Genomic DNA, 17,752 nt, shown 5'->3' on the forward strand with positions numbered 1-17,752 from the left:
CCCCTCTTTTCATTTCCTAAGTCCGGGCCCATAACACCGTATTAATCACGCTTTCCGGCACGTCAGCAAGCTCCTTGAGAATCGCGGCATGTGTCTTTTCACTAATCGCAGGACTGTTAAACAGACTGATATTTTCCCTAACCTGCTCCGCTGTTTCCGCTCCGAACAACAAGCTGTGGATTTGCGGCAGGCCGGCAATAAAGGAAACAGCCAGCTGAGCTATGGAAACACCTTCCTGCTCCGCCAATGCCCGCAGTGTTTGCAGCGGTTTCGCTGCTTCCTTGAGATGCGGCGGCAGTTCATCATCTTTAAGGAACAATAAACCCTGCAAAAAGATGCTTCTCGCAAATACAATTTTGCCAGACTCCTCTAATAGCCCCATTCCACCTGTATGCAGCAGCCGGTGATCCAATATATTGATTGGAATCTGCACGGCCTCATAAATATCATCCTTGATGATCGGCCATAAATCGCGGAATTGTTCCTCCGAATTTGCCCCCATGGACATCCCCATTTTGGCAACCAGACCTTCCTGCTTCAGCCTTTTGGATACAGCCGTGAAGGTTTCTCCGTGAAAAGCCAATATGTCCGGGTTATGCAGCATCATAATCGGAATTTGAGAGATTCCCAGACGGCTTAAGGACATTTCCGTATATTCTAGCATTAAACGCTCCACTTCAGCCGCTTCTGTGCTTTTATCTACATCCAGCCGCATCTTCGTAACGATTAATGGCTTTTCCCGGTTAGCAAAAAACTCACCAAGCACCAACTCGGAGGTACCGTATCGATTCGCAGTATCAAAACAATTGATACCGCCTTCCAAAGCTGCCTCAAGGATTGAAGAACGCGTGCTTTCATCGGGCTGACCCATTTTATTAGCGATTCCATAAGGTGTTCCCAGTTGTACGGTCCCTAGTGTTAGCTTTGAAAACGTTAAATCTTTAACCTGTGTATATTGCACTCGATGTTCCTCCTTGTTGGCCCCTCATCGTCTCTATATGTGAGACGAAGAACCTTTATGCGTTACGTAAAATTATATATGAATTTCTGCTGACTGTAAATATGCCGTTTTCATTTAAATAGTAAGTACATCCTCAAACTAAAAACACACATCTATGCAAGGATAACCATCCTGACTTAATGTGTGCTAAATGAGTACTAAATTTTTGCTTAGTACTTGCTTCATGATCACATACTTTATGACGTATTTTTATGACTCATACATAATAGTGCCCGTGAGAGATAGATCATAACCTTGAACAGACGTAAGCTCGTGCAGGAATGCCTCCGATTTCAAAATATTCATCACCTGGGCAATCCATTCCATATTTTGCGGTGATTTTATCATCACAAGATCATATCTTTCTTGAATCATAGGAATAAATTCGACTCCTGAAACGATATTGGCAGCCTTTTCGATACCTACTCCCACGTCTGCTTCCCCCAAAGCTACCATGCCTGCAACTGCAATGTGATTCGACCTCTCACAATCATAACCTTTCAAAAGCCTGGTATCCATACCCTGAAGTCTCAGCTGCTCATCCAGTAAAACACGCGCACCTGAGCCCTTCTCACGATTGACTATCGTTATTCCCTCCCGCTTCAAATCACGCCATGTATAAATTTGTTTAGGATTGCCTTTCGGGACGAACAGCCCTGCAGACCTGATCACTAAATTGACCACTACATAATGGAAGCCTGTCAAAAGCTTGCGGATATAAGGCAAATTATACTCACCACTATCACCATCCAGCAGATGCGTACTCACAATATCGGAGTCACCCTTGTACATAGATATCAGACTGTCCAAGCTGCCCACGTAACTCCTTAGAGGTCGAATGTTTTTCGTATTTTTTTCAATATGCTTTGTTAAAATATCCAGGCTGATATCCTGGCCAGTGATCACAATCGTTTTGCTTTCCATATAAGCAGATGGATCTTCCTGAACCGCCGCTATACCACTCTTGGTTTTGTTTTTATAAGCTTCCAAATCGGCATCATCGACTCGCATCTGCTTGCCAACCCGGTATGATGGTAAATCACCTTTTTTGATAAGGTCATAAACAGTCAGCTTCGAAACCTTCAATAATGCAGCGATTTCTTCTGTCGTGTAAGACATTTGATTAGTCATTGTCTTCCCCCCCATGATCCTTACTACCAACAACTATCAACTATCTTTATCACACTGTCAATAACCTACAATTTCTCGAAGATCGGGTTAACATGCATTAAAATCGAAAACGATCTGTATAAGATTCGAAAAACGCTGAAATTTTAATTATTACCGTTTGCAGGAAGCATAATCCATCGTTATAATATATCTAATTATATCTAAACATAATTAAATATAACCAATTAAATGAAAAAACATGATCTGAATGTTGTTTTGGTATATTTAGAAATCAGGAGGTCTCATTTGTAATGAAGAAAACGAACAGCTTTTTCCCATCCAAATTAGCAGTCATTTGCTTACTGGTACTTGCCCTGGCCCTGGCACTGACAGCTTGCGGAGCCAAACCAACGAAACAAGGCGAAACGCCGAAGAAAATGGAGGAAATCGAGCTCACCATTTCCGCCGCTGCAAGCTTAACGGACAGCTTAAAAGAAATTCAAACCCTGTATTCAGAAAAATACAGCCATATCAAGCTGAACTACAACTTTGGCGCTTCGGGAACCCTACAGCAGCAAATTGAGCAAGGAGCCCCGGCAGATGTATTCATTTCAGCTGGAAGGAAACAGATGCAAGCCTTGGTCGACAAGCAGCTTATTGATCAAGCTCAACAAACCAATTTGCTAACCAACGAGTTCGTGTTAATTACGGCTCTGGATGCTAAATCTGCCATTGATAAAGTCGAAGATCTATCTAAGTCAGAGGTTACAAACGTCGCTATTGGACAGCCTGAAAGTGTTCCTGCCGGCAGCTATGCTAAAGAAGTACTTACTTACTATAAGCTGTGGGATTCGCTTCAATCAAAGCTCGTTCTATCTAAAGATGTTCGCCAAGTGCTTACCTATGTGGAAACTGGCAATGCAGACGCTGGCTTTGTGTATAAAACCGATGCGCTCACTTCACAAAAAATAAAAATCGCCTTGACCGTTGATCCAAAAAGCCATAAACCGATCCAATATCCAATCGGACTTATCAAAGAATCAAAGCACAGCAAAGAGGCTCAAGCCTTTTACGATTATTTGCTGAGCAAAGAGGCACAGGATGTTTTTGTGAAATATGGCTTCTCCCTGCCTGGCACGGACTGACCGGAATATGATGGTCATGTTCAATTGGGAAGAGTTTCTTTCACCGATTTTATTATCTCTGAAAATATCACTGCTCTCTAGTGTCATTGTTTTCTCTCTTGGACTGATCGCTGCCTGGTATATGGCCAGGCGTCAGTTCATTGGAAAAACGATCGTTGAAACCTTATTTATGCTGCCGCTTGTCCTTCCACCGACGGTTGTGGGCTTTGCGCTGCTTGTTTCCTTGGGCCGCAGAAGCTGGGTCGGGCAGCTTGTTGAATCCTTGTTTAACCAACCCCTGGTCTTTACTTGGGAGGCTGCTGTTATTGCTTCTGTAGTCATCTCATTTCCACTTGTTTACCAGACTTTGAAAGTAGGATTTATGTCTATAGACCGGGATTTGGAAGAATCCGCAAGATCCATAGGAGCTAGCGAGCGGCAGGTGCTTTGGTTTATATCCCTGCCACTAGCTTGGCCAGCACTGCTTTCCTCCTACATCCTCGGTTTTGCTAGAGGGCTTGGGGAATTTGGTGCTACTTTAATGATCGCCGGCAATATCCCCGGAAAAACACAAACCATTCCAACTGCCATCTACGTTGCTGTCGATACCGGCAAAATGGGCCTCGCTTTGTATTGGGTCCTATCGATAGTCATTACCTCATTTGTTATGCTTATGATTGTAAATCGTAAAAAGCGCGAATAACGCGAATATTGCCATATTTACTTCTGGCACCATACGTGAGGAACCGGATACATTCTCTATGGCCATTCCCGAGCATCCTATTCTTCACTTTCAATTTTTGAAGGTCGAACTGAAGAAGCAGGACTGGCGCAGATTTATCGATTCAGATAACCCGGTAGCTGCTGCATTGCTGGCAAAAATGGGGTATACTAAAAAAGAGAAACGAGAGGTTCGCTTTGCATTTCTGCAGATGATGTTACGGCTGCGAGAGAAGCTTGATCCTGCGAGATTTATGCTCATTATGTCCGTCGCCGATTTGTATTTCATGCCCAATATAAAGCAAGATGAAGAGATCTTACAAGAATTAAGTAAACAATACCCTGAGGAAGGAGCAGCTATTATGGATCTTATGCCTGCATGGAAACGTTGGGGTTATGAGGAAGGCATTGAAGCGGGTAAGGAGAAAGGCAAGAAAGAAGGCAAACAGGAAGGCAAAGAAGTAGAGAGAAACAACATTATCCACAAGCTTCTTGACAAAGGATTTTCTCCCGAAGAAGTGGCTGAAACTCTTGAATTTCCAGTGGACGAGGTACGAAATTGCTTAAACAGTAAAAGGACCCTCCGATAAACGGACGATCCTTAACTCTTATCGATTATATACTTATTTAACCCTGTACTTGTTCAATACCTCTTCATCTATTTCAACGCCGAGACCTGGACGATCCGTCGGGACAGTTACATATCCGTCCTTGAACTCGATGGCGCCCTTTACAAGATCTCGCGACAACGGTGAAGTCGAAACCGTATACTCGATCATAAAGCCATTTGGAATTGAAGCCGCATAATGTGTACTGGCTGCAACCAAAATGCCAGTTTTGAACGCATGCGGCACAACCTTCTTATGACGGTCATAAGCCATATAAGCAATTTTCTTGCCTTCAGACAAGCCGCCTACGCGGGCCAGATCCGGCTGAATAATATCCAGATGTCCTTCATCAAGCAGACGCTGAAAGGCCATTCTTCCACTTTCCTGCTCTCCACCTGCAATTGAAAGGCGTGTCCGGTCAGCAAGCTCACGATAGCCTGCAATATCGTTGGAATGCACAGGCTCTTCCAGCCAGAACAGGTTGTATTTCTCGTAAATTTCTGCCATCCTCAGAGCACCCTTTAAATCCCAAGCCAGCCCGGCATCAATCATAATATCGATGTCGTCGCCGACAGCCGAGCGGATTGCTTTGATTTGAGCTTCATCGAACTTGGCATCGCGTCCGATAGGTCCCCAACCGAACTTCATTGCTTTGTATCCCAGCTTCGCCTGTGCTTCAGCCATCCGTGCAGCTTCATCCACAGTTTCTGGCATCAAGGCGCTTGCATAAGCCTTAAGCTTACGGTTAAATACGCCTCCAAGCATTTCACTAACCGGGCGTTTCATTGCTTTGCCGAGGATATCCCAAAGCGCAATATCAACCCCGCTGATCGCATGCAGCGCCGGACCCGTACGACCAAAATAAATCGTGCCGCGGTACATTTTATCCCACAGCCGTTCGATTTCAATCGGGTTTTCGCCGATCAGCAAGCTGCGTAGGCCAGTAGCAATGGAATGAGAGGCCGGCGCGTCTACTACAGCCTTAGCTACTAGTGGAGAAGAATCCACTTCACCGATTCCAGTGATACCTTCATCTGTGTGTATTCTTATGATCAGTGTATCTTGTGTACCATCACATTTGGTTGCATCAAGGTCAGGGATTTGTAAATATATCGCTTCAACATCAGTTATCTTCATATATTTCTCTCCATTCTATTAAATAAAAATATAAATCTATCAGGCCTAATACTGATTAACTGTTTAATAAATCTTCACGTAAGGGTGTGAACGTCTCTAGCACCAACGAATCCTCTAGAGCTACAACAAAATGAGGCTGATCACTCGGCACATGAATTTGTTCCCCCGCTACCAGTACATGTTCTACACCGGCGATTGTGATCTTTATTTTACCGCTTGCCACGAATCCCAACTGCTCATGTGGATGTGAATGCTCCGGTCCGGTCCCGCCTTTTTTGAAATCCACAAGCATGCTCATAATTTGTTCACCTGGAGGAAATACCTTCCTTCGAATCAGTTCATTGATTTGCTGCCAATCGCCTAGCTTCATCTTCAATCCCCTTTTCTGCAAATTGTTTCGTTGTTTTCACTATGATTATTTAGTTCTTCCTAGAAAGTAATCGACAAACCGCCATCCGCCGGGATCGTGGCTCCTTGTATGTAGGACGATTCTTCGGATGCCAAAAAAGCTATTATTGTAGCTATCTCTTGCGGAAGGCCCGCCCGTGCTAATGGAATTTTACGCTGACCGATATAATAATGCAGAAAATCCTCAGTCTCCAGCTCGTTAACTCCGCCAATTACGGACAATCCCGTATCAATGAAGCCAGGCGCTACTCCGTTCACACGGATCCCATAGGGAGCAAGCTCCAGTGCCGTACAGCGTGTTAATTGGTCCAGAGCCCCTTTGGCTGCGTTGTAGTGGCTCGATTTATTCAGTGCCCTGTATCCATTAATGGAGGAAATATTTACAATTGCACCTGGATGTCCATTAGCTACCATAACCTCTGCCGCATACTTCGTGCACAAATAAGCACCATCAGCAATTACATTAAATACGCGGCGCCACTGCTCAGATGTTTCTGTCAAGAAATCACTTTCATAGAACATAGCTGCGTTATTAACCAATATATCGATGCGTCCGTTATGTGCTGCAGCTTGCTGCATTAAACGCTTCACATCTTCTTCCTTGGAAACATCGGCTTGTACAAATAGATGCTCTCCGCCTTTTTCCCGAAGCGCCTGCTGGGCTGCTTCTCCATTTGCACTATTTCGGCCGGCCAGAACGACATGCGCTCCGCTACTCGCAAACAGCTGAGCAGCAGCAAACCCGATCCCGGTGGCTCCACCAGTAATAACAACCGTCTTCCCTGCAAATCGTTCCATCAATGATCCCTCCTCATTATATCCTATACCCGTAATTGATGATTGTCAACAATTTATTGTTCTCTGGTTCTTGTTGATATTTCCTTCCTGCTCCTCTATAATTATGGGTAATACAAATCGAAATTAGCAAGGGAGAATTTATGGCCTCATTTCAATTTAAAAGCCAGGAAAATTTATCTTTGCGCCAACGAGTGGCTACGGATATACGGAATGCTATCATTCATGGCGATTTGAAACCTGGAGACAAGCTTAAAGAACTGGAAATTTCCGAGCAAATGGGCATCAGCCGCGGACCGATTCGTGAAGCCCTGCGGGACTTGGAGGCTATGGGTCTGGTCGTTTCATTACCTTACCGGGAAACAGCCGTAGCTGATGTCCACAAAGAGGAAATTATAGATCTGTTGATTCCTGTCCGTCTGCAGCTAGAGCTGTACGCCATTAAATACAATCTTGACATTTTTGACGAGGCGCTTTTCAACACATTGGATGCTATTGTTGGCAATATGAGCAGCCTTGCGGGCGAGAACGATCTTTTCGGACTCATCGAAGAGGACATCCGCTTTCACGAGCAAATTATATCTTTTAATGAGTCGGCCTACACCAAACAAATATGGGCAAGCATCGTGAATCGGCTGCGTCTTCATTTTATCAAAAATACGCGTCAATTCACCGATCTAAATCGGGTTTCCAATGACCATGCGCTCCTGCTTGAAGCACTCAAAACCAAAGATTTCCCACAAATTGCTCTGCAATGGACTGAACATATCCATAACGAGGACTGCTTGCTCTGTTTTTCCGCTGAATCTTAAACGTAAATAGACCGCCCCTAGCGAGGGATCACGGTCTATTTTTTTGAAATGCTTATAGCAGCATATTTTTTCAGAAATAAACAAAGCAAAAAGACAAAGGGGATTACGATGTATAACTCACTGACAAATCAGCTCCAAAAAGAGCAGCAGCATTATCAAACACTAGGCAGTTCAGAGCAGGGACAAATGGTCGTTATGGAACGTGGGTCAAGAGTCATACAATTAAAGCCATCACAGAGAGACGAATCCGCCTTCTGGACTCAGCTTTCTTCTTTAGAAAAAGGGGAGTGGAATGTTGGCGGCGACCGCACCTGGATCAGTCCTGAATGCAATTATTTCGTGGACTCAACAGGTGAATATAACATACCGGAACAGCTAGACCCGGGATCTTATCGAATTACATCTTCCGCAAACGACCCCACTATTGTAACCGAGCAAACCTTAAAGCTGAAGCATTATGTTTCTCAGGATGAAATAGAGCTGAAGCTTGAAAAAACATACACTCGTATTCCGACTCCTTTTCAGATGAATCTCTCGGAAGATTATAAATCTTTGTTAGAGGTAAGCTACATAGGGTATGAATGTCAAACAAAGTTAACCGCTGCCGCTGCAAAAGAAAAAGCTTATTGCAATATTTGGAGTATCATGCAGGTTCCCATGGGGGGCACAGCTCTGATTCCGAAATGGGGCAAAACCCAACCCCTAGTCATGTTCAGCGATGAGGCAGCTGTTGAAATGGGATCTCACCCTCAGTATGTAAGCCTCCCCTATCAAGGAAACAGCAAATTCAAACTATCCTTCGACGCTTTACAAAGTACAGGCAGATTCGGCTACATCCGTCAGCTTAATGAAACGGAAAGCAGCCTTATTGTACGTCAGTTCCAAGTCAATCCTTCCGGATATTATCCTGACTATCCTGCAACTGATCCTGACTACCTCGGCTCGTGCATGCAATTTTTCTTCGACGGGAATCAAATGGGAGGCTTTGGTGAGCTTGAATATCATGCTCCGGCTATTGGAAATGAAGGTAATCTATGTTCTGAGGATGTCTCGCAGCTTTATTATTTTATAGGAAAGACCACTCAAGTCGCTGAAATAGTTGAACACATGCTCGGAATCAAGCTGTAAGCCAGCATGCTGGCCCTTTGCTGATGTTCAGAAAAGAGAATGAAGCGGCGCGGCATTATTACGGACGACCGGACGACCCTCAAGCCCCAGCAACTCGGCTTCCCCGTAACGATGTTTGTATTATTAAAGAGCGGTCGGGGTGCGAGCAGGGAGCCCAAATGGGCAATGTTGTCAGGTTAAGCAACTTCTCAGGCGATAAGCCGAGCAACCCGAGCAATGGCACGTGGAGAGCGGACGGATTTCTAACGGACAAGGTTGCACCTTAGACGCATTTTTTTCATCCGTCGCCCATCTAATGGACATGAGCGACTCTTAGCCCGCTCAACAAGGGAAAAATACGCTCCGTTAGGGCTGTAAAGGCGCTCATGTCCGTTAGAATTCCAGCTGGGCTTTTGGGGGGCGCTAAGGAGCGCTGGTGTCCGTTACAGTTACTGGCTTCCCATTCACGTCCGCTGCCCCTCGTTATCCTGACAACATTGGCCCAAATGGATACCCTCCTCGCGCTTCCCTTTTGTAAACTATAACTATTCCAACTTTTCTTGCGATTTCCCTGTGCGCTCCTTGAGCTGCAGCAGTTGTATCCACCTTTGATCTCTTTCTTCGGATAAACGATTTCTCTGCTCCTCATCGCCATAATCATAAAAACCGCTTCCACTCTTCACACCTAACTGCCCGTTCCGAACCTTTTCTTGAATAGCATCCGGTGCTGTGATCCGGGTATCCAGTTCTGGAAACAGATGTCCAGTTACTTTCTCCCACACGTCTAGCCCGCCATAATCCGCTATTTCAAAAGGGCCGCTCATGACCCAGCGTATCCCCAGTCCCTCGGTCATCACCGTATCGATTTGCCTGGCATCTGCAATGCCATTTTCCAGCAAATAGCTCGCTTCCCGCATCACCGCGGCCTGCAGCCGATTAGCAATAAAGCCAGGGATATCGCGGTTTAAAATTACTGGAGCTTTCCCACATTGAACCAGCAAGCCTGCGATTTGTTCCAGAATCTCTTTATCGGTATTCGAAAGTCCAACGATTTCCACCAGTGGAACCAACGAAGCCGGATTGAAAAAATGCATAATGATCATCCGATCAGCAAAAGGCACCCCCGACGCAAGCTCTTCAAGTGCATAAGTGGAAGTGTTGGAAGCCATAACCGCTTCTGCTTTCATCAGCGGAGCGATTTGCCGATAAAGCTCCCGCTTGATTTCTATCTTCTCCGGCGCCGCCTCGATAATCAGATCGGCTTCCGAAATGGCCTCCGATAGGTTCGATGTGTAAAGCAGCTTGCTTTCAATTTGCTCAGAGGTGGCAGCCGGACTTTCCTGCATGTTAAGTGACAATTTAATATTTCTCTGAACTTTGCCAACAGCATTTTCAAGCGCCTGCGTGGATGGGTCGTAAACAGCCGTATAAATACCATTTTGGGCAAATAATTGGGCTATACCATGGCCCATCGTGCCAGCACCGAGTACAGCAATTTTTTGAAACATCATAACTATCTCCTGCTTTCTATTTAAGTTTTTTGGCTCAACACCACAATCAGTGCTTGACAAATGAATGGATAGCTAAAACTGGAAAAACATCTGCCAATCCTGTACGGTTGAAAGTCCTACCCAACAACAAAAGAGGAATAGACCGATGCAGAATCCGTATATCACAACGACGGAAGATATCTTCCATTCTTCCAGATACGGAAAGGACCTGTCTCTAACGGTCACCGCTGACCTTTAGAGGCTGATTTTTACATATTCACGATTCTAATGGACATCCGCGACCATAAGAAGGCGGTTTTCCCCACAATCGCCCCCTTTTCAGCCTGTAATGGGCATCCGTGACCGTTACAAACTCATTTCGCTGCATTTCCGCTTCTAACGGACTGCGGTGACTAAGCTTGCCCCACAACGCTTCCAGAAAAATGGGATTTCATATTAGCTCCATATGAGCGTTGTTCAAGAGCGGAAAATATACTATTTTACCAATATATGATGAAATTTGATCTCTCCTCGTAGAGCCCCAGCTCTATTTTCTGTAAAAGAGCCGCTTTCATGTCGGGGGTCCGCGGCAAGCCATAGCTGTTTTTAGTAATTTTGTTCGTTCCCAGTGCTTTTAAAAGGGGAAAATTATTATTATTGGGCTCATTTGGATATTTATTATTTATATAAAATCAACTTAATTTCCAATATTTGATGTTTCCATAAAATTGGAAGCATAGTGGGGCAAGTTTAGACTGCGGTGACCATTAGCCCACGTGTTACCCTCGTCGGAAAATAGCCAATAGCTATAACAAGTACCGGGCCGCTATAAAGCTGGCATTTTCGTGAAATTTTAACCGCCATCCAATGTTAGCTTGACTGTCAAGCACTGATTATTAGGTTGAGCCAGTTTTTTATTTAAGTTTTCTACTGAGCCGTATATCCACCATCTATTAGAACAGCCTGACCTGTTACACCGCCTGCTTTATCACTGGCCAAAAATACCGCATAGTCAGCAACCTCGTCCACAGACAGCAGCCTTCGCTGCGGAACGAGCGGGTAAATGACCTCCTCCAGAACACTCTCAAGATCTATTTGCCGATTATTGGCCAGATCCTGCAGTTGATTGCGCACAAGTGGAGTATCCACGTAGCCTGGACAGAGAGCATTCACAGTCACTCCGTGGGGGGCACTTTCCAATGCCGCTACCTTCGTCAAGCCTATCAAGCCATGTTTTGCACTGTTGTAAGCCGCTTTGCCGGCAAAGCCGATGACACCATTGATGGATGCAATATTGATAATTCGTCCGTATGCCTGCTTTTTCATAATCGGAAATACATGCTTAATAGCGATAAAAGGAGCCGTAAGCATCACTTTCAGCATCTGTTCAAATTTCTCTGTAGGAAACTCCTCTATGGATGCCACATGCTGCATGCCGGCGTTGTTCACCAACACATCAACTCTGCCAAACTGTTTTACTGCAAAGTCAATCGCTTCCACGATCTCTGCCTCAATGGTTACGTCACAGCGTACGCCAGCACTCTCAAATCCTCTTGCCATGAGCTTCGCTGCGGCGGCATCAACCTTAGCTTGATCCATGTCGCTTATAATAACTTTCGCCCCATTTTCGGCACATACCTCCCCTATCCGAAATCCAATTCCACTTGCCGCTCCAGTAATAAACACCACTTTGTCTTTTAGCATGTCTGTTTGTCTCCTTATTTTATGGCATGTTGTTCTATCTCAATGATACTTCAATGATGGAATCCTTGATCCCGCCATTTTTTTGACCCTACTTTACTTATTAGCAAGAATCATGCCAAAACAATTAAAATATTCAAAATCATTATAATTCCAGAAAATTTGTCTTCCTAACTCAGCGAGAGAGTGGCCTATAATAAAAAAATCAATTCTAAGGACAGTTACTTTCTATAAAAATGGAATCATTCCATAAAATCGGACACTTTTTTCGTTATATGTAGATTTAAAGCCACCTAAAGATCGTTAAGGACATGAGGTCCGCTATTCCTCTATCTGGATGCATATCTGACCCTTTGGCACAAATAAAGGAACTGAGGTCCGTAAGTATCCCTAAAATAGGGAGAAAAGCGGCAATTAAGGGCTTCAGGCTCATAATTACAAAAAAACCCTCTGCAGCAAGCTGCAAAGGATTTTTACATATGGGTTAATCCCGGTTTAAAAAGACGGTTTTCGTGCTGCTTTCCCACTCCAGATTAAAGTCAAGACTTGTAGCAAGGAATCTCAGCGGTACAAAGAGGAAATCGCTCTCCATTAAGACGGCCGGGCTATCCAATTTCACCTTGGCCCCATCAACTGTAGCTATATCGCTATCAATTGTTACTGTAATAGGCTTCCCTGTTCTTCTGTCCTTAAGGGTTATCTGGTCCATATCTTCATTCCATTCAAGGTCTACACCAAACTCCTCCGAGTTTAGTTCAATAGGAACCATCGCAACCCCTTTACTATTGATAAATGGATTTATCGAATATTCTTCATATTCATTGCTTTCACCCAAATAAATCGAGAAATCTTTTCTAGTGATTTTCAGATCATCTTTGAGCAGCTTGTAAAACTGTGAGTTCGGATCCCAATTATTAAGCATCGCATATTCATTGACCGATTGCATATCATCGAGTTCCCATGCACCCGCTGAAAGATCAATCTTATCGCTGGTTACCGGCTTATTCAAATTCCAGTTTTCCATATCCGTTTTGATTTTGATAGCGGAAATAGGAGACGAATCTTCGCCGATCGGAATGTGTAAGTCCACTTGGGCTTTACGTATTAATTTATCTTGATCAAAATAAAGATCAAGCTTGACGGACGTCTGATCACTAAGCAATGTCGTGATCTCGGAGCCTATCAAAGATTCCTCTGAAGCCTGCAACTCGGTTTCGATTGATTTCAAGGCAGATTTCAACAAAGTCTGAATCGTTGTTGAGGCAAATTCCACAACCAATGTCTTGTTATCCATGTAAGCATTCAGTAAATCAGGTACCAAAGTACCGCCTAACATTTCTCCAACAGATTCCATTCCTGAAGCTCCAAGCTCCGCTTCCTGAGCCGCTTGAATGCTCTTTTTAATTGTTGGCATTAGTGCATCATAGAACTGTCCGATTAACTCCTTCAGTCCCTTTTCATCGGCAATTAAATTAGTAAGAAATTTCTTCACTAAGCCTTCCAGCTCATTGCCATAAATCTCGGCATGCAGCTTTTTCAAACTTAAATTTTCATTATTGACTTGAGCTGTGGTCTGCTCCAGACTAATTTTCTTCGGATTAGGGGCGCTTTGAATAATAAATTTAGCAGCAGATGGAATAAGTTCATATACCTTCTTGGTTAGCTCTTGCTGGAGATCTTCACTTAGCAGCTCCCCTCCTGCCTGGGTAGGAACTGAAAGTCCGTTTAACACAATCGGCTTCTTCGCACCCTCCACATGGATAATCATTTTCCCGCCGTCGTATACAATTTGGAACGGAATCGTTCCTTGCGAGTAGCTAAATTCCGCATTGACCGATACATGGTCCTGATCCTGCGTTTTTACCGATTTCAAAATCAGCTTAAAATTCTGGAGCAATTCAAACATATGTTGTTCATTTTCATTCATCATATCAGTATTGCCTTTAACCAGTTCTACCTCGACTGTGCCCTTTGATTCTCCGGATTTCGTGCTTACGCTGTTTTGCAGCACCTGTCCGATTTCATAGCCCTGTAAAGCCTCACAACCCGTGACAATAACCAGCAGCAATACCAAAGCTCCAGCTATGCCTAACTTCCATTTCCTTAGCTTCATTCAGTGCCTCTCCTCCATGCGTTCACTTATTTCTAAATCTATGTATTAAATACAAAGATTCCCTAGTCTCATGTTAGTCTCGAATCCGGCAATCGTCAAGTATAAAATATGATATGAAAGACGCCTTGCGGCGCCCTTTGAGGTGCGTGTTCGTTACGATGGTGCATGGAGGAGGGAATGGCTGTGGGCTCCAGCCGCTCTTCCGCCCACAGCCATTCCCTCACTCAGCTACAATCGCACGAACAACAAACTCAAACGGGCAGCCTGCAAGGGTTTTCTCTTGATTGGATGAGATTTCCTAACGGGCAAGGCAAGGTGCTTCGCGCTGGGAATAAAGAGCATCCCCGCCAGAGCGCGCAAGCGAGAGGACCTGCTACTTTAACGATGTTTTTCATCGTTAAAAGCACCCGCTCCTCTCCATATTCTTACTTTAACGATGAAAAATATCGTTAAAATCCCTATTCCCCCCCAGTTGAGGTCATCCCCCTTTTTTAGCGATGAAAAACATCATTAAAGTGGCTGACTGATCTGGAAACACTCGCTTTAACGATCAAAAACATCATTAAGTGAACGTGCCACTCAATTACTGAATTGGGGATAGACGGACTACTCCGAGGATGCTCTTTCCAGCCGCTATTAAACTGGCTTATTGATGATTCCTTCGTATTTCTCCAGTTTTTGATACAAGCTTGATCTGCTGATCCCTAGTTGACGGGCTGTTTCCTGCTTGTCTCCATTTGTATGAACGAGCTTTTCACGGATTAACTGCTCTTCGAAGCTTTCCAGCTGTTCTTTTAATGAGTTATCCCTGCGGTTGTGTTTACTGCTGTCTTCCCACAGTTCTGCGGGTAAATCTGCCTTCCCGATCCACGTTCCATCCATTACATATAAGGCTCGTTCCAGCACGTTCCGCATCTCCCGAACATTACCAGGCCATGAGTAAGCGATCAGCAGTTTCTCAGCTTCAGCTTCGATGCCATCGGCTTGAATTCCAGTTTCTTCTCTCAGCTGCCGAAGGAGATCATTCAGAATTACCGGTATATCGTTCTGTCTTTCTCTAAGTGGTGGAATCATGATGGCTACGACATTCAGCCGATAATACAGATCCTGACGAAACTTTCCCTCCAGCATCAGCTTTCGCAAATCCCGATTTGTCGCAGCAATCACTCTCACGTCGATGGCTTCCGGCCGGTCTCCTCCGACCGGTTCGAGTTCCTTTTCCTGCAGCACGCGCAGCAGCTTGACCTGCTGGGTTAAAGGAATTTCGCTGACTTCATCCAGGAAAATCGTTCCTTTGTGAGCAAGCGCGAACTTGCCCTTCTTCCCCGTTCGTTTCGCTCCGGTAAAGGAGCCCTCTTTGTACCCGAACAGCTCGGATTCGAACAAAGCTTCCGGAATGGCAGCACAGTTCACAGGCACAAACGGACCAAGCCTCCGGCCGCTCTCTCTGTGTATCGCATGTGCAAACAGTTCCTTTCCCGTCCCACTCTCTCCACTTAACACTACTGTGCTGCTGCTTTTAGCCACCTTGTACGCCAGCAGCTTAAGCTTTTCAATAGATTCGCTCTCACCGATGATATGATTAAAGCTGTATTTCACACCTGGGGATTCATATTCCTTTCCTTCGGCATAATGCAAATGGTCTTTAATCTCCCGATATTTAGAATTCATCACAAACAGCTTGTCGATATCCTGAAACATGATTTTGCCGACAACCGCGATCAGCTCCCCTTCACTGCGAATCGGGATCCTGCTTGCAATCATCCAATGTCCGTGAATCTGCTGAAGATCAGCGATTTCCGCTTTTCCTGTTTTAGCCACGATATGAAGGCGCGTGTTCGGAATGACCTCGGTCACATGCTTGCCGAGCATATCGGAAATGCTGGTTTTTAAGAATGACGCATAGGTTTGGCTGACGGTCAGAATCGTCCCATTCGCATCGCTAATTACGATACCTTCATAAGCATTTTCCAAGGCGACTTTATAGAGTTCCAAATCCCGCTGAAGGATTGTCTGCTTATCTTTTGAATCCACAAGAAGTCGATGAACCCATCCGCCCTTGCTAATCTGCATTGTATTCTGCCCCCAGAAGTATTTTTTGACTATCCATGCCGAGTATGTTTATTGTTCATTTTACACTAAAATCGCGCCACTGCTCAATGTGTGAGAGATAGGAAGTCCTCATCGGTTGTATGTTGCCAGAATGATCTCTTGCAAACAAATAGAAAAACAGGCCCACATTCCCTGAAGGAACGTCAACCTGTCCTATTAAACTAGCATTTAATGCTCTACAACAACCATCATGTAGCCTTCTATTCCAGGCAGCGGGATGCGGATGTATCCGTCTATAAGCTCATAGGCAAGAGGTTGCTGCGTTGGCGCTATATAAACAGCCTTCGCACTATCTCCCTTGATACTTACCACACCCCCATGCAGCACAGAATGCTCTTCGATTACATTGTATTTGCCTCTCAGCTCTGGGTAGGTTACTTTGATGTGGATCATTTCCATGTTCTCTTTGGCAGTTACAGTGACGCGTGCAGTAGAAGGAATATGCTCGAATTTTAGAACTGGATCTGCCAGCAATTGTTCGAGACAGAATTTCAGCAAGTATTTATGCTCCGGCATCGCGTATTCACCATATCCAGTGAAGAGCTGAAAGCCAATTTGGAATATATCCCCTGAACGCAATACCGCCGGATGTCCCGAATATTTATCTGGTGGTGTGTAGAAAGTTCCATGAAAGCCATCCCATTCTCTGTTAAAGTAAGGCTGATAATAATCGGCAATCACTTGGGCTCCAGATTTATCGCTGATCAGGATGCCCTGATTATAGACTGCACATAGGCGGTCAGGAATGAGCTTGCTGTCTCCCATTAGCATTTTGAAATAAGATGCATTCCAAGGGTCGTGTCCATCATAGTTCATGTTCCAGCTTTCCATGGTGAAGCCGGTCTTTTCGGGATTGAGACCTGAGCTGCCTGAGCTGATAATGCCGCCGCCTTTGGCCAGATGCTGTTCAAGCTTACCCTCGAGCAGTTGGGTCACCGGAATTACGTCAGGAAGAATAATTACCTTGTATTTGGAAAGGTCCGCTCTCTCATCCAGGATATCAAATGTGTACTTCAGCTCTCCAAGCATCCTCGCGGCAGCATTTAAGATCGTTTGACCTTGCGGGAAATCTACGTTGTTGGCTCCCATACTGCTGCCTTCCGGCATGATGATGCCGATCTCCGTCACGGCACGCGCATAGTCCGTCCACGGCTCGTACTTCTCTATTTCCGTATACACTTCACTTACTGTTTTGTATACTTCCGGCTCTAATCCATCGCGAGGATGCATATGGTCGCCTACAGACGTGGTGATAGCATTACTGATGGCATCCCAGCAGTCATACTCCAGAGAGGCCTTGCTTTTCAAGCCGCCGAAATCCCCCCAGCTGGCGTGAAATCTCCCCGTCATATAAACGACTTGCTTACCCAGGTTACGCGTATACGCCGCTTGAGCAGCAAAATAATCATAGCTCCAGGCACCCGGCAAACACTCGATCTCGATATGGGAACCCAATCCCTCACAATTGATATGTCCAAGCCCATTAGGAAAAAAGAAAATATCATCCCTGATGGC

17 protein-coding genes are annotated in these 17,752 nt (G+C 44.9%); 7 read left to right on the plus strand and 10 right to left on the minus strand.

The window, feature by feature from the left end; all coding sequences use genetic code 11:
- Positions 1 to 16: 16 nt before the first annotated feature.
- Both J2Z66_RS27155 and J2Z66_RS27160 read right to left on the minus strand, forming a co-directional pair.
- Positions 17 to 961, minus strand: coding sequence for an aldo/keto reductase (locus tag J2Z66_RS27155; RefSeq protein WP_209975885.1), 945 nt, complete (start codon positions 959 to 961; stop codon positions 17 to 19).
- Between the two features lie 249 nt (positions 962 to 1,210).
- On the minus strand, positions 1,211 to 2,131 hold the full coding sequence (locus J2Z66_RS27160; protein WP_209975886.1) for a substrate-binding domain-containing protein: 921 nt from the start codon (positions 2,129 to 2,131) through the stop codon (positions 1,211 to 1,213).
- A 290-nt stretch (positions 2,132 to 2,421) separates the two neighbouring features.
- Here J2Z66_RS27160 and modA point away from each other — a divergent pair, with 290 nt between their 5' ends.
- The 3 genes from modA to J2Z66_RS27175 are packed head-to-tail and all read left to right on the plus strand — an operon-like array spanning position 2,422 to position 4,544.
- Complete coding sequence (modA, locus tag J2Z66_RS27165; RefSeq protein ID WP_209975887.1) at positions 2,422 to 3,255, plus strand: molybdate ABC transporter substrate-binding protein; 834 nt, start codon at positions 2,422 to 2,424, stop codon at positions 3,253 to 3,255.
- A 10-nt stretch (positions 3,256 to 3,265) separates the two neighbouring features.
- Positions 3,266 to 3,937, plus strand: a complete 672-nt coding sequence (gene modB, locus J2Z66_RS27170; protein ID WP_209975906.1) for a molybdate ABC transporter permease subunit — start codon at positions 3,266 to 3,268, stop codon at positions 3,935 to 3,937.
- A 58-nt stretch (positions 3,938 to 3,995) separates the two neighbouring features.
- Complete coding sequence (locus tag J2Z66_RS27175) at positions 3,996 to 4,544, plus strand: hypothetical protein (protein WP_209975888.1); 549 nt, start codon at positions 3,996 to 3,998, stop codon at positions 4,542 to 4,544.
- Positions 4,545 to 4,577: 33 nt separating this feature from the next.
- Here J2Z66_RS27175 and J2Z66_RS27180 read toward each other — a convergent pair whose 3' ends face one another.
- The 3 genes from J2Z66_RS27180 to J2Z66_RS27190 are packed head-to-tail and all read right to left on the minus strand — an operon-like array spanning position 4,578 to position 6,905.
- Complete coding sequence (locus J2Z66_RS27180) at positions 4,578 to 5,699, minus strand: mandelate racemase/muconate lactonizing enzyme family protein (protein ID WP_209975889.1); 1,122 nt, start codon at positions 5,697 to 5,699, stop codon at positions 4,578 to 4,580.
- Positions 5,700 to 5,754: 55 nt separating this feature from the next.
- Complete coding sequence (locus J2Z66_RS27185; protein WP_209975890.1) at positions 5,755 to 6,069, minus strand: cupin domain-containing protein; 315 nt, start codon at positions 6,067 to 6,069, stop codon at positions 5,755 to 5,757.
- A gap of 59 nt (positions 6,070 to 6,128) precedes the next feature.
- Positions 6,129 to 6,905 carry an SDR family NAD(P)-dependent oxidoreductase gene (locus tag J2Z66_RS27190; RefSeq protein WP_209975891.1) on the minus strand — a complete coding sequence of 259 codons (777 nt, stop codon included), beginning with the start codon at positions 6,903 to 6,905 and terminating at the stop codon, positions 6,129 to 6,131.
- 140 nt (positions 6,906 to 7,045) lie between these two features.
- Here J2Z66_RS27190 and J2Z66_RS27195 point away from each other — a divergent pair, with 140 nt between their 5' ends.
- From J2Z66_RS27195 to J2Z66_RS27205, 3 genes are all read left to right on the plus strand, one after another.
- Entirely contained in the window at positions 7,046 to 7,714 is a 669-nt protein-coding gene (locus tag J2Z66_RS27195) for a GntR family transcriptional regulator (protein ID WP_209975892.1), read from the plus strand.
- A 108-nt stretch (positions 7,715 to 7,822) separates the two neighbouring features.
- The gene (locus tag J2Z66_RS27200; protein WP_209975893.1) at positions 7,823 to 8,842 is read left to right on the plus strand and encodes a DUF6786 family protein; all 1,020 of its coding nucleotides are present in this window, start codon (positions 7,823 to 7,825) and stop codon (positions 8,840 to 8,842) included.
- Positions 8,843 to 8,865: 23 nt separating this feature from the next.
- Positions 8,866 to 9,108, plus strand: coding sequence for a hypothetical protein (locus tag J2Z66_RS27205; RefSeq protein WP_209975894.1), 243 nt, complete (start codon positions 8,866 to 8,868; stop codon positions 9,106 to 9,108).
- Between the two features lie 258 nt (positions 9,109 to 9,366).
- On the opposite strand, the gene J2Z66_RS27210 is transcribed toward J2Z66_RS27205, so the two are convergent.
- From J2Z66_RS27210 to J2Z66_RS27220, 3 genes are all read right to left on the minus strand, one after another.
- On the minus strand, positions 9,367 to 10,332 hold the full coding sequence (locus J2Z66_RS27210) for a 3-hydroxyacyl-CoA dehydrogenase family protein (protein WP_209975895.1): 966 nt from the start codon (positions 10,330 to 10,332) through the stop codon (positions 9,367 to 9,369).
- Between the two features lie 906 nt (positions 10,333 to 11,238).
- Positions 11,239 to 12,015, minus strand: a complete 777-nt coding sequence (locus J2Z66_RS27215) for a 3-hydroxybutyrate dehydrogenase (protein WP_209975896.1) — start codon at positions 12,013 to 12,015, stop codon at positions 11,239 to 11,241.
- A gap of 481 nt (positions 12,016 to 12,496) precedes the next feature.
- Positions 12,497 to 14,125, minus strand: a complete 1,629-nt coding sequence (locus J2Z66_RS27220; RefSeq protein ID WP_209975897.1) for a copper amine oxidase N-terminal domain-containing protein — start codon at positions 14,123 to 14,125, stop codon at positions 12,497 to 12,499.
- 177 nt (positions 14,126 to 14,302) lie between these two features.
- Here J2Z66_RS27220 and J2Z66_RS27225 point away from each other — a divergent pair, with 177 nt between their 5' ends.
- The gene (locus tag J2Z66_RS27225; protein ID WP_209975898.1) at positions 14,303 to 14,578 is read left to right on the plus strand and encodes a hypothetical protein; all 276 of its coding nucleotides are present in this window, start codon (positions 14,303 to 14,305) and stop codon (positions 14,576 to 14,578) included.
- 183 nt (positions 14,579 to 14,761) lie between these two features.
- On the opposite strand, the gene J2Z66_RS27230 is transcribed toward J2Z66_RS27225, so the two are convergent.
- Both J2Z66_RS27230 and J2Z66_RS27235 read right to left on the minus strand, forming a co-directional pair.
- Complete coding sequence (locus J2Z66_RS27230; protein ID WP_209975899.1) at positions 14,762 to 16,198, minus strand: sigma-54 interaction domain-containing protein; 1,437 nt, start codon at positions 16,196 to 16,198, stop codon at positions 14,762 to 14,764.
- Positions 16,199 to 16,405: 207 nt separating this feature from the next.
- On the minus strand, positions 16,406 to 17,752 hold a 1,347-nt coding region (locus tag J2Z66_RS27235; RefSeq protein ID WP_209975900.1), incomplete at its 5' end, for a beta-galactosidase trimerization domain-containing protein.

Origin of the sequence: Paenibacillus eucommiae, assembly GCF_017874215.1 — a bacterium.
Taxonomy (GTDB): Bacteria; Bacillota; Bacilli; order Paenibacillales; family NBRC-103111; genus Paenibacillus_AI; species Paenibacillus_AI eucommiae.

Excerpts from the sequence above, each read along its gene's own strand:
- J2Z66_RS27160 (WP_209975886.1), bottom strand. The coding sequence starts at position 2,131 with ATGACTAATCAAATGTCTTACACGACAGAAGAAATCGCTGCATTATTG.
- modA (WP_209975887.1), top strand. The coding sequence starts at position 2,422 with ATGAAGAAAACGAACAGCTTTTTCCCATCCAAATTAGCAGTCATTTGC.
- modB (WP_209975906.1), top strand. The coding sequence starts at position 3,266 with ATGGTCATGTTCAATTGGGAAGAGTTTCTTTCACCGATTTTATTATCT.
- J2Z66_RS27175 (WP_209975888.1), top strand. The coding sequence starts at position 3,996 with ATGGCCATTCCCGAGCATCCTATTCTTCACTTTCAATTTTTGAAGGTC.
- J2Z66_RS27180 (WP_209975889.1), bottom strand. The coding sequence starts at position 5,699 with ATGAAGATAACTGATGTTGAAGCGATATATTTACAAATCCCTGACCTT.
- J2Z66_RS27185 (WP_209975890.1), bottom strand. The coding sequence starts at position 6,069 with ATGAAGCTAGGCGATTGGCAGCAAATCAATGAACTGATTCGAAGGAAG.
- J2Z66_RS27190 (WP_209975891.1), bottom strand. The coding sequence starts at position 6,905 with ATGGAACGATTTGCAGGGAAGACGGTTGTTATTACTGGTGGAGCCACC.
- J2Z66_RS27195 (WP_209975892.1), top strand. The coding sequence starts at position 7,046 with ATGGCCTCATTTCAATTTAAAAGCCAGGAAAATTTATCTTTGCGCCAA.
- J2Z66_RS27200 (WP_209975893.1), top strand. The coding sequence starts at position 7,823 with ATGTATAACTCACTGACAAATCAGCTCCAAAAAGAGCAGCAGCATTAT.
- J2Z66_RS27205 (WP_209975894.1), top strand. The coding sequence starts at position 8,866 with ATGTTCAGAAAAGAGAATGAAGCGGCGCGGCATTATTACGGACGACCG.
- J2Z66_RS27210 (WP_209975895.1), bottom strand. The coding sequence starts at position 10,332 with ATGATGTTTCAAAAAATTGCTGTACTCGGTGCTGGCACGATGGGCCAT.
- J2Z66_RS27215 (WP_209975896.1), bottom strand. The coding sequence starts at position 12,015 with ATGCTAAAAGACAAAGTGGTGTTTATTACTGGAGCGGCAAGTGGAATT.
- J2Z66_RS27220 (WP_209975897.1), bottom strand. The coding sequence starts at position 14,125 with ATGAAGCTAAGGAAATGGAAGTTAGGCATAGCTGGAGCTTTGGTATTG.
- J2Z66_RS27225 (WP_209975898.1), top strand. The coding sequence starts at position 14,303 with ATGGCTGTGGGCTCCAGCCGCTCTTCCGCCCACAGCCATTCCCTCACT.
- J2Z66_RS27230 (WP_209975899.1), bottom strand. The coding sequence starts at position 16,198 with ATGCAGATTAGCAAGGGCGGATGGGTTCATCGACTTCTTGTGGATTCA.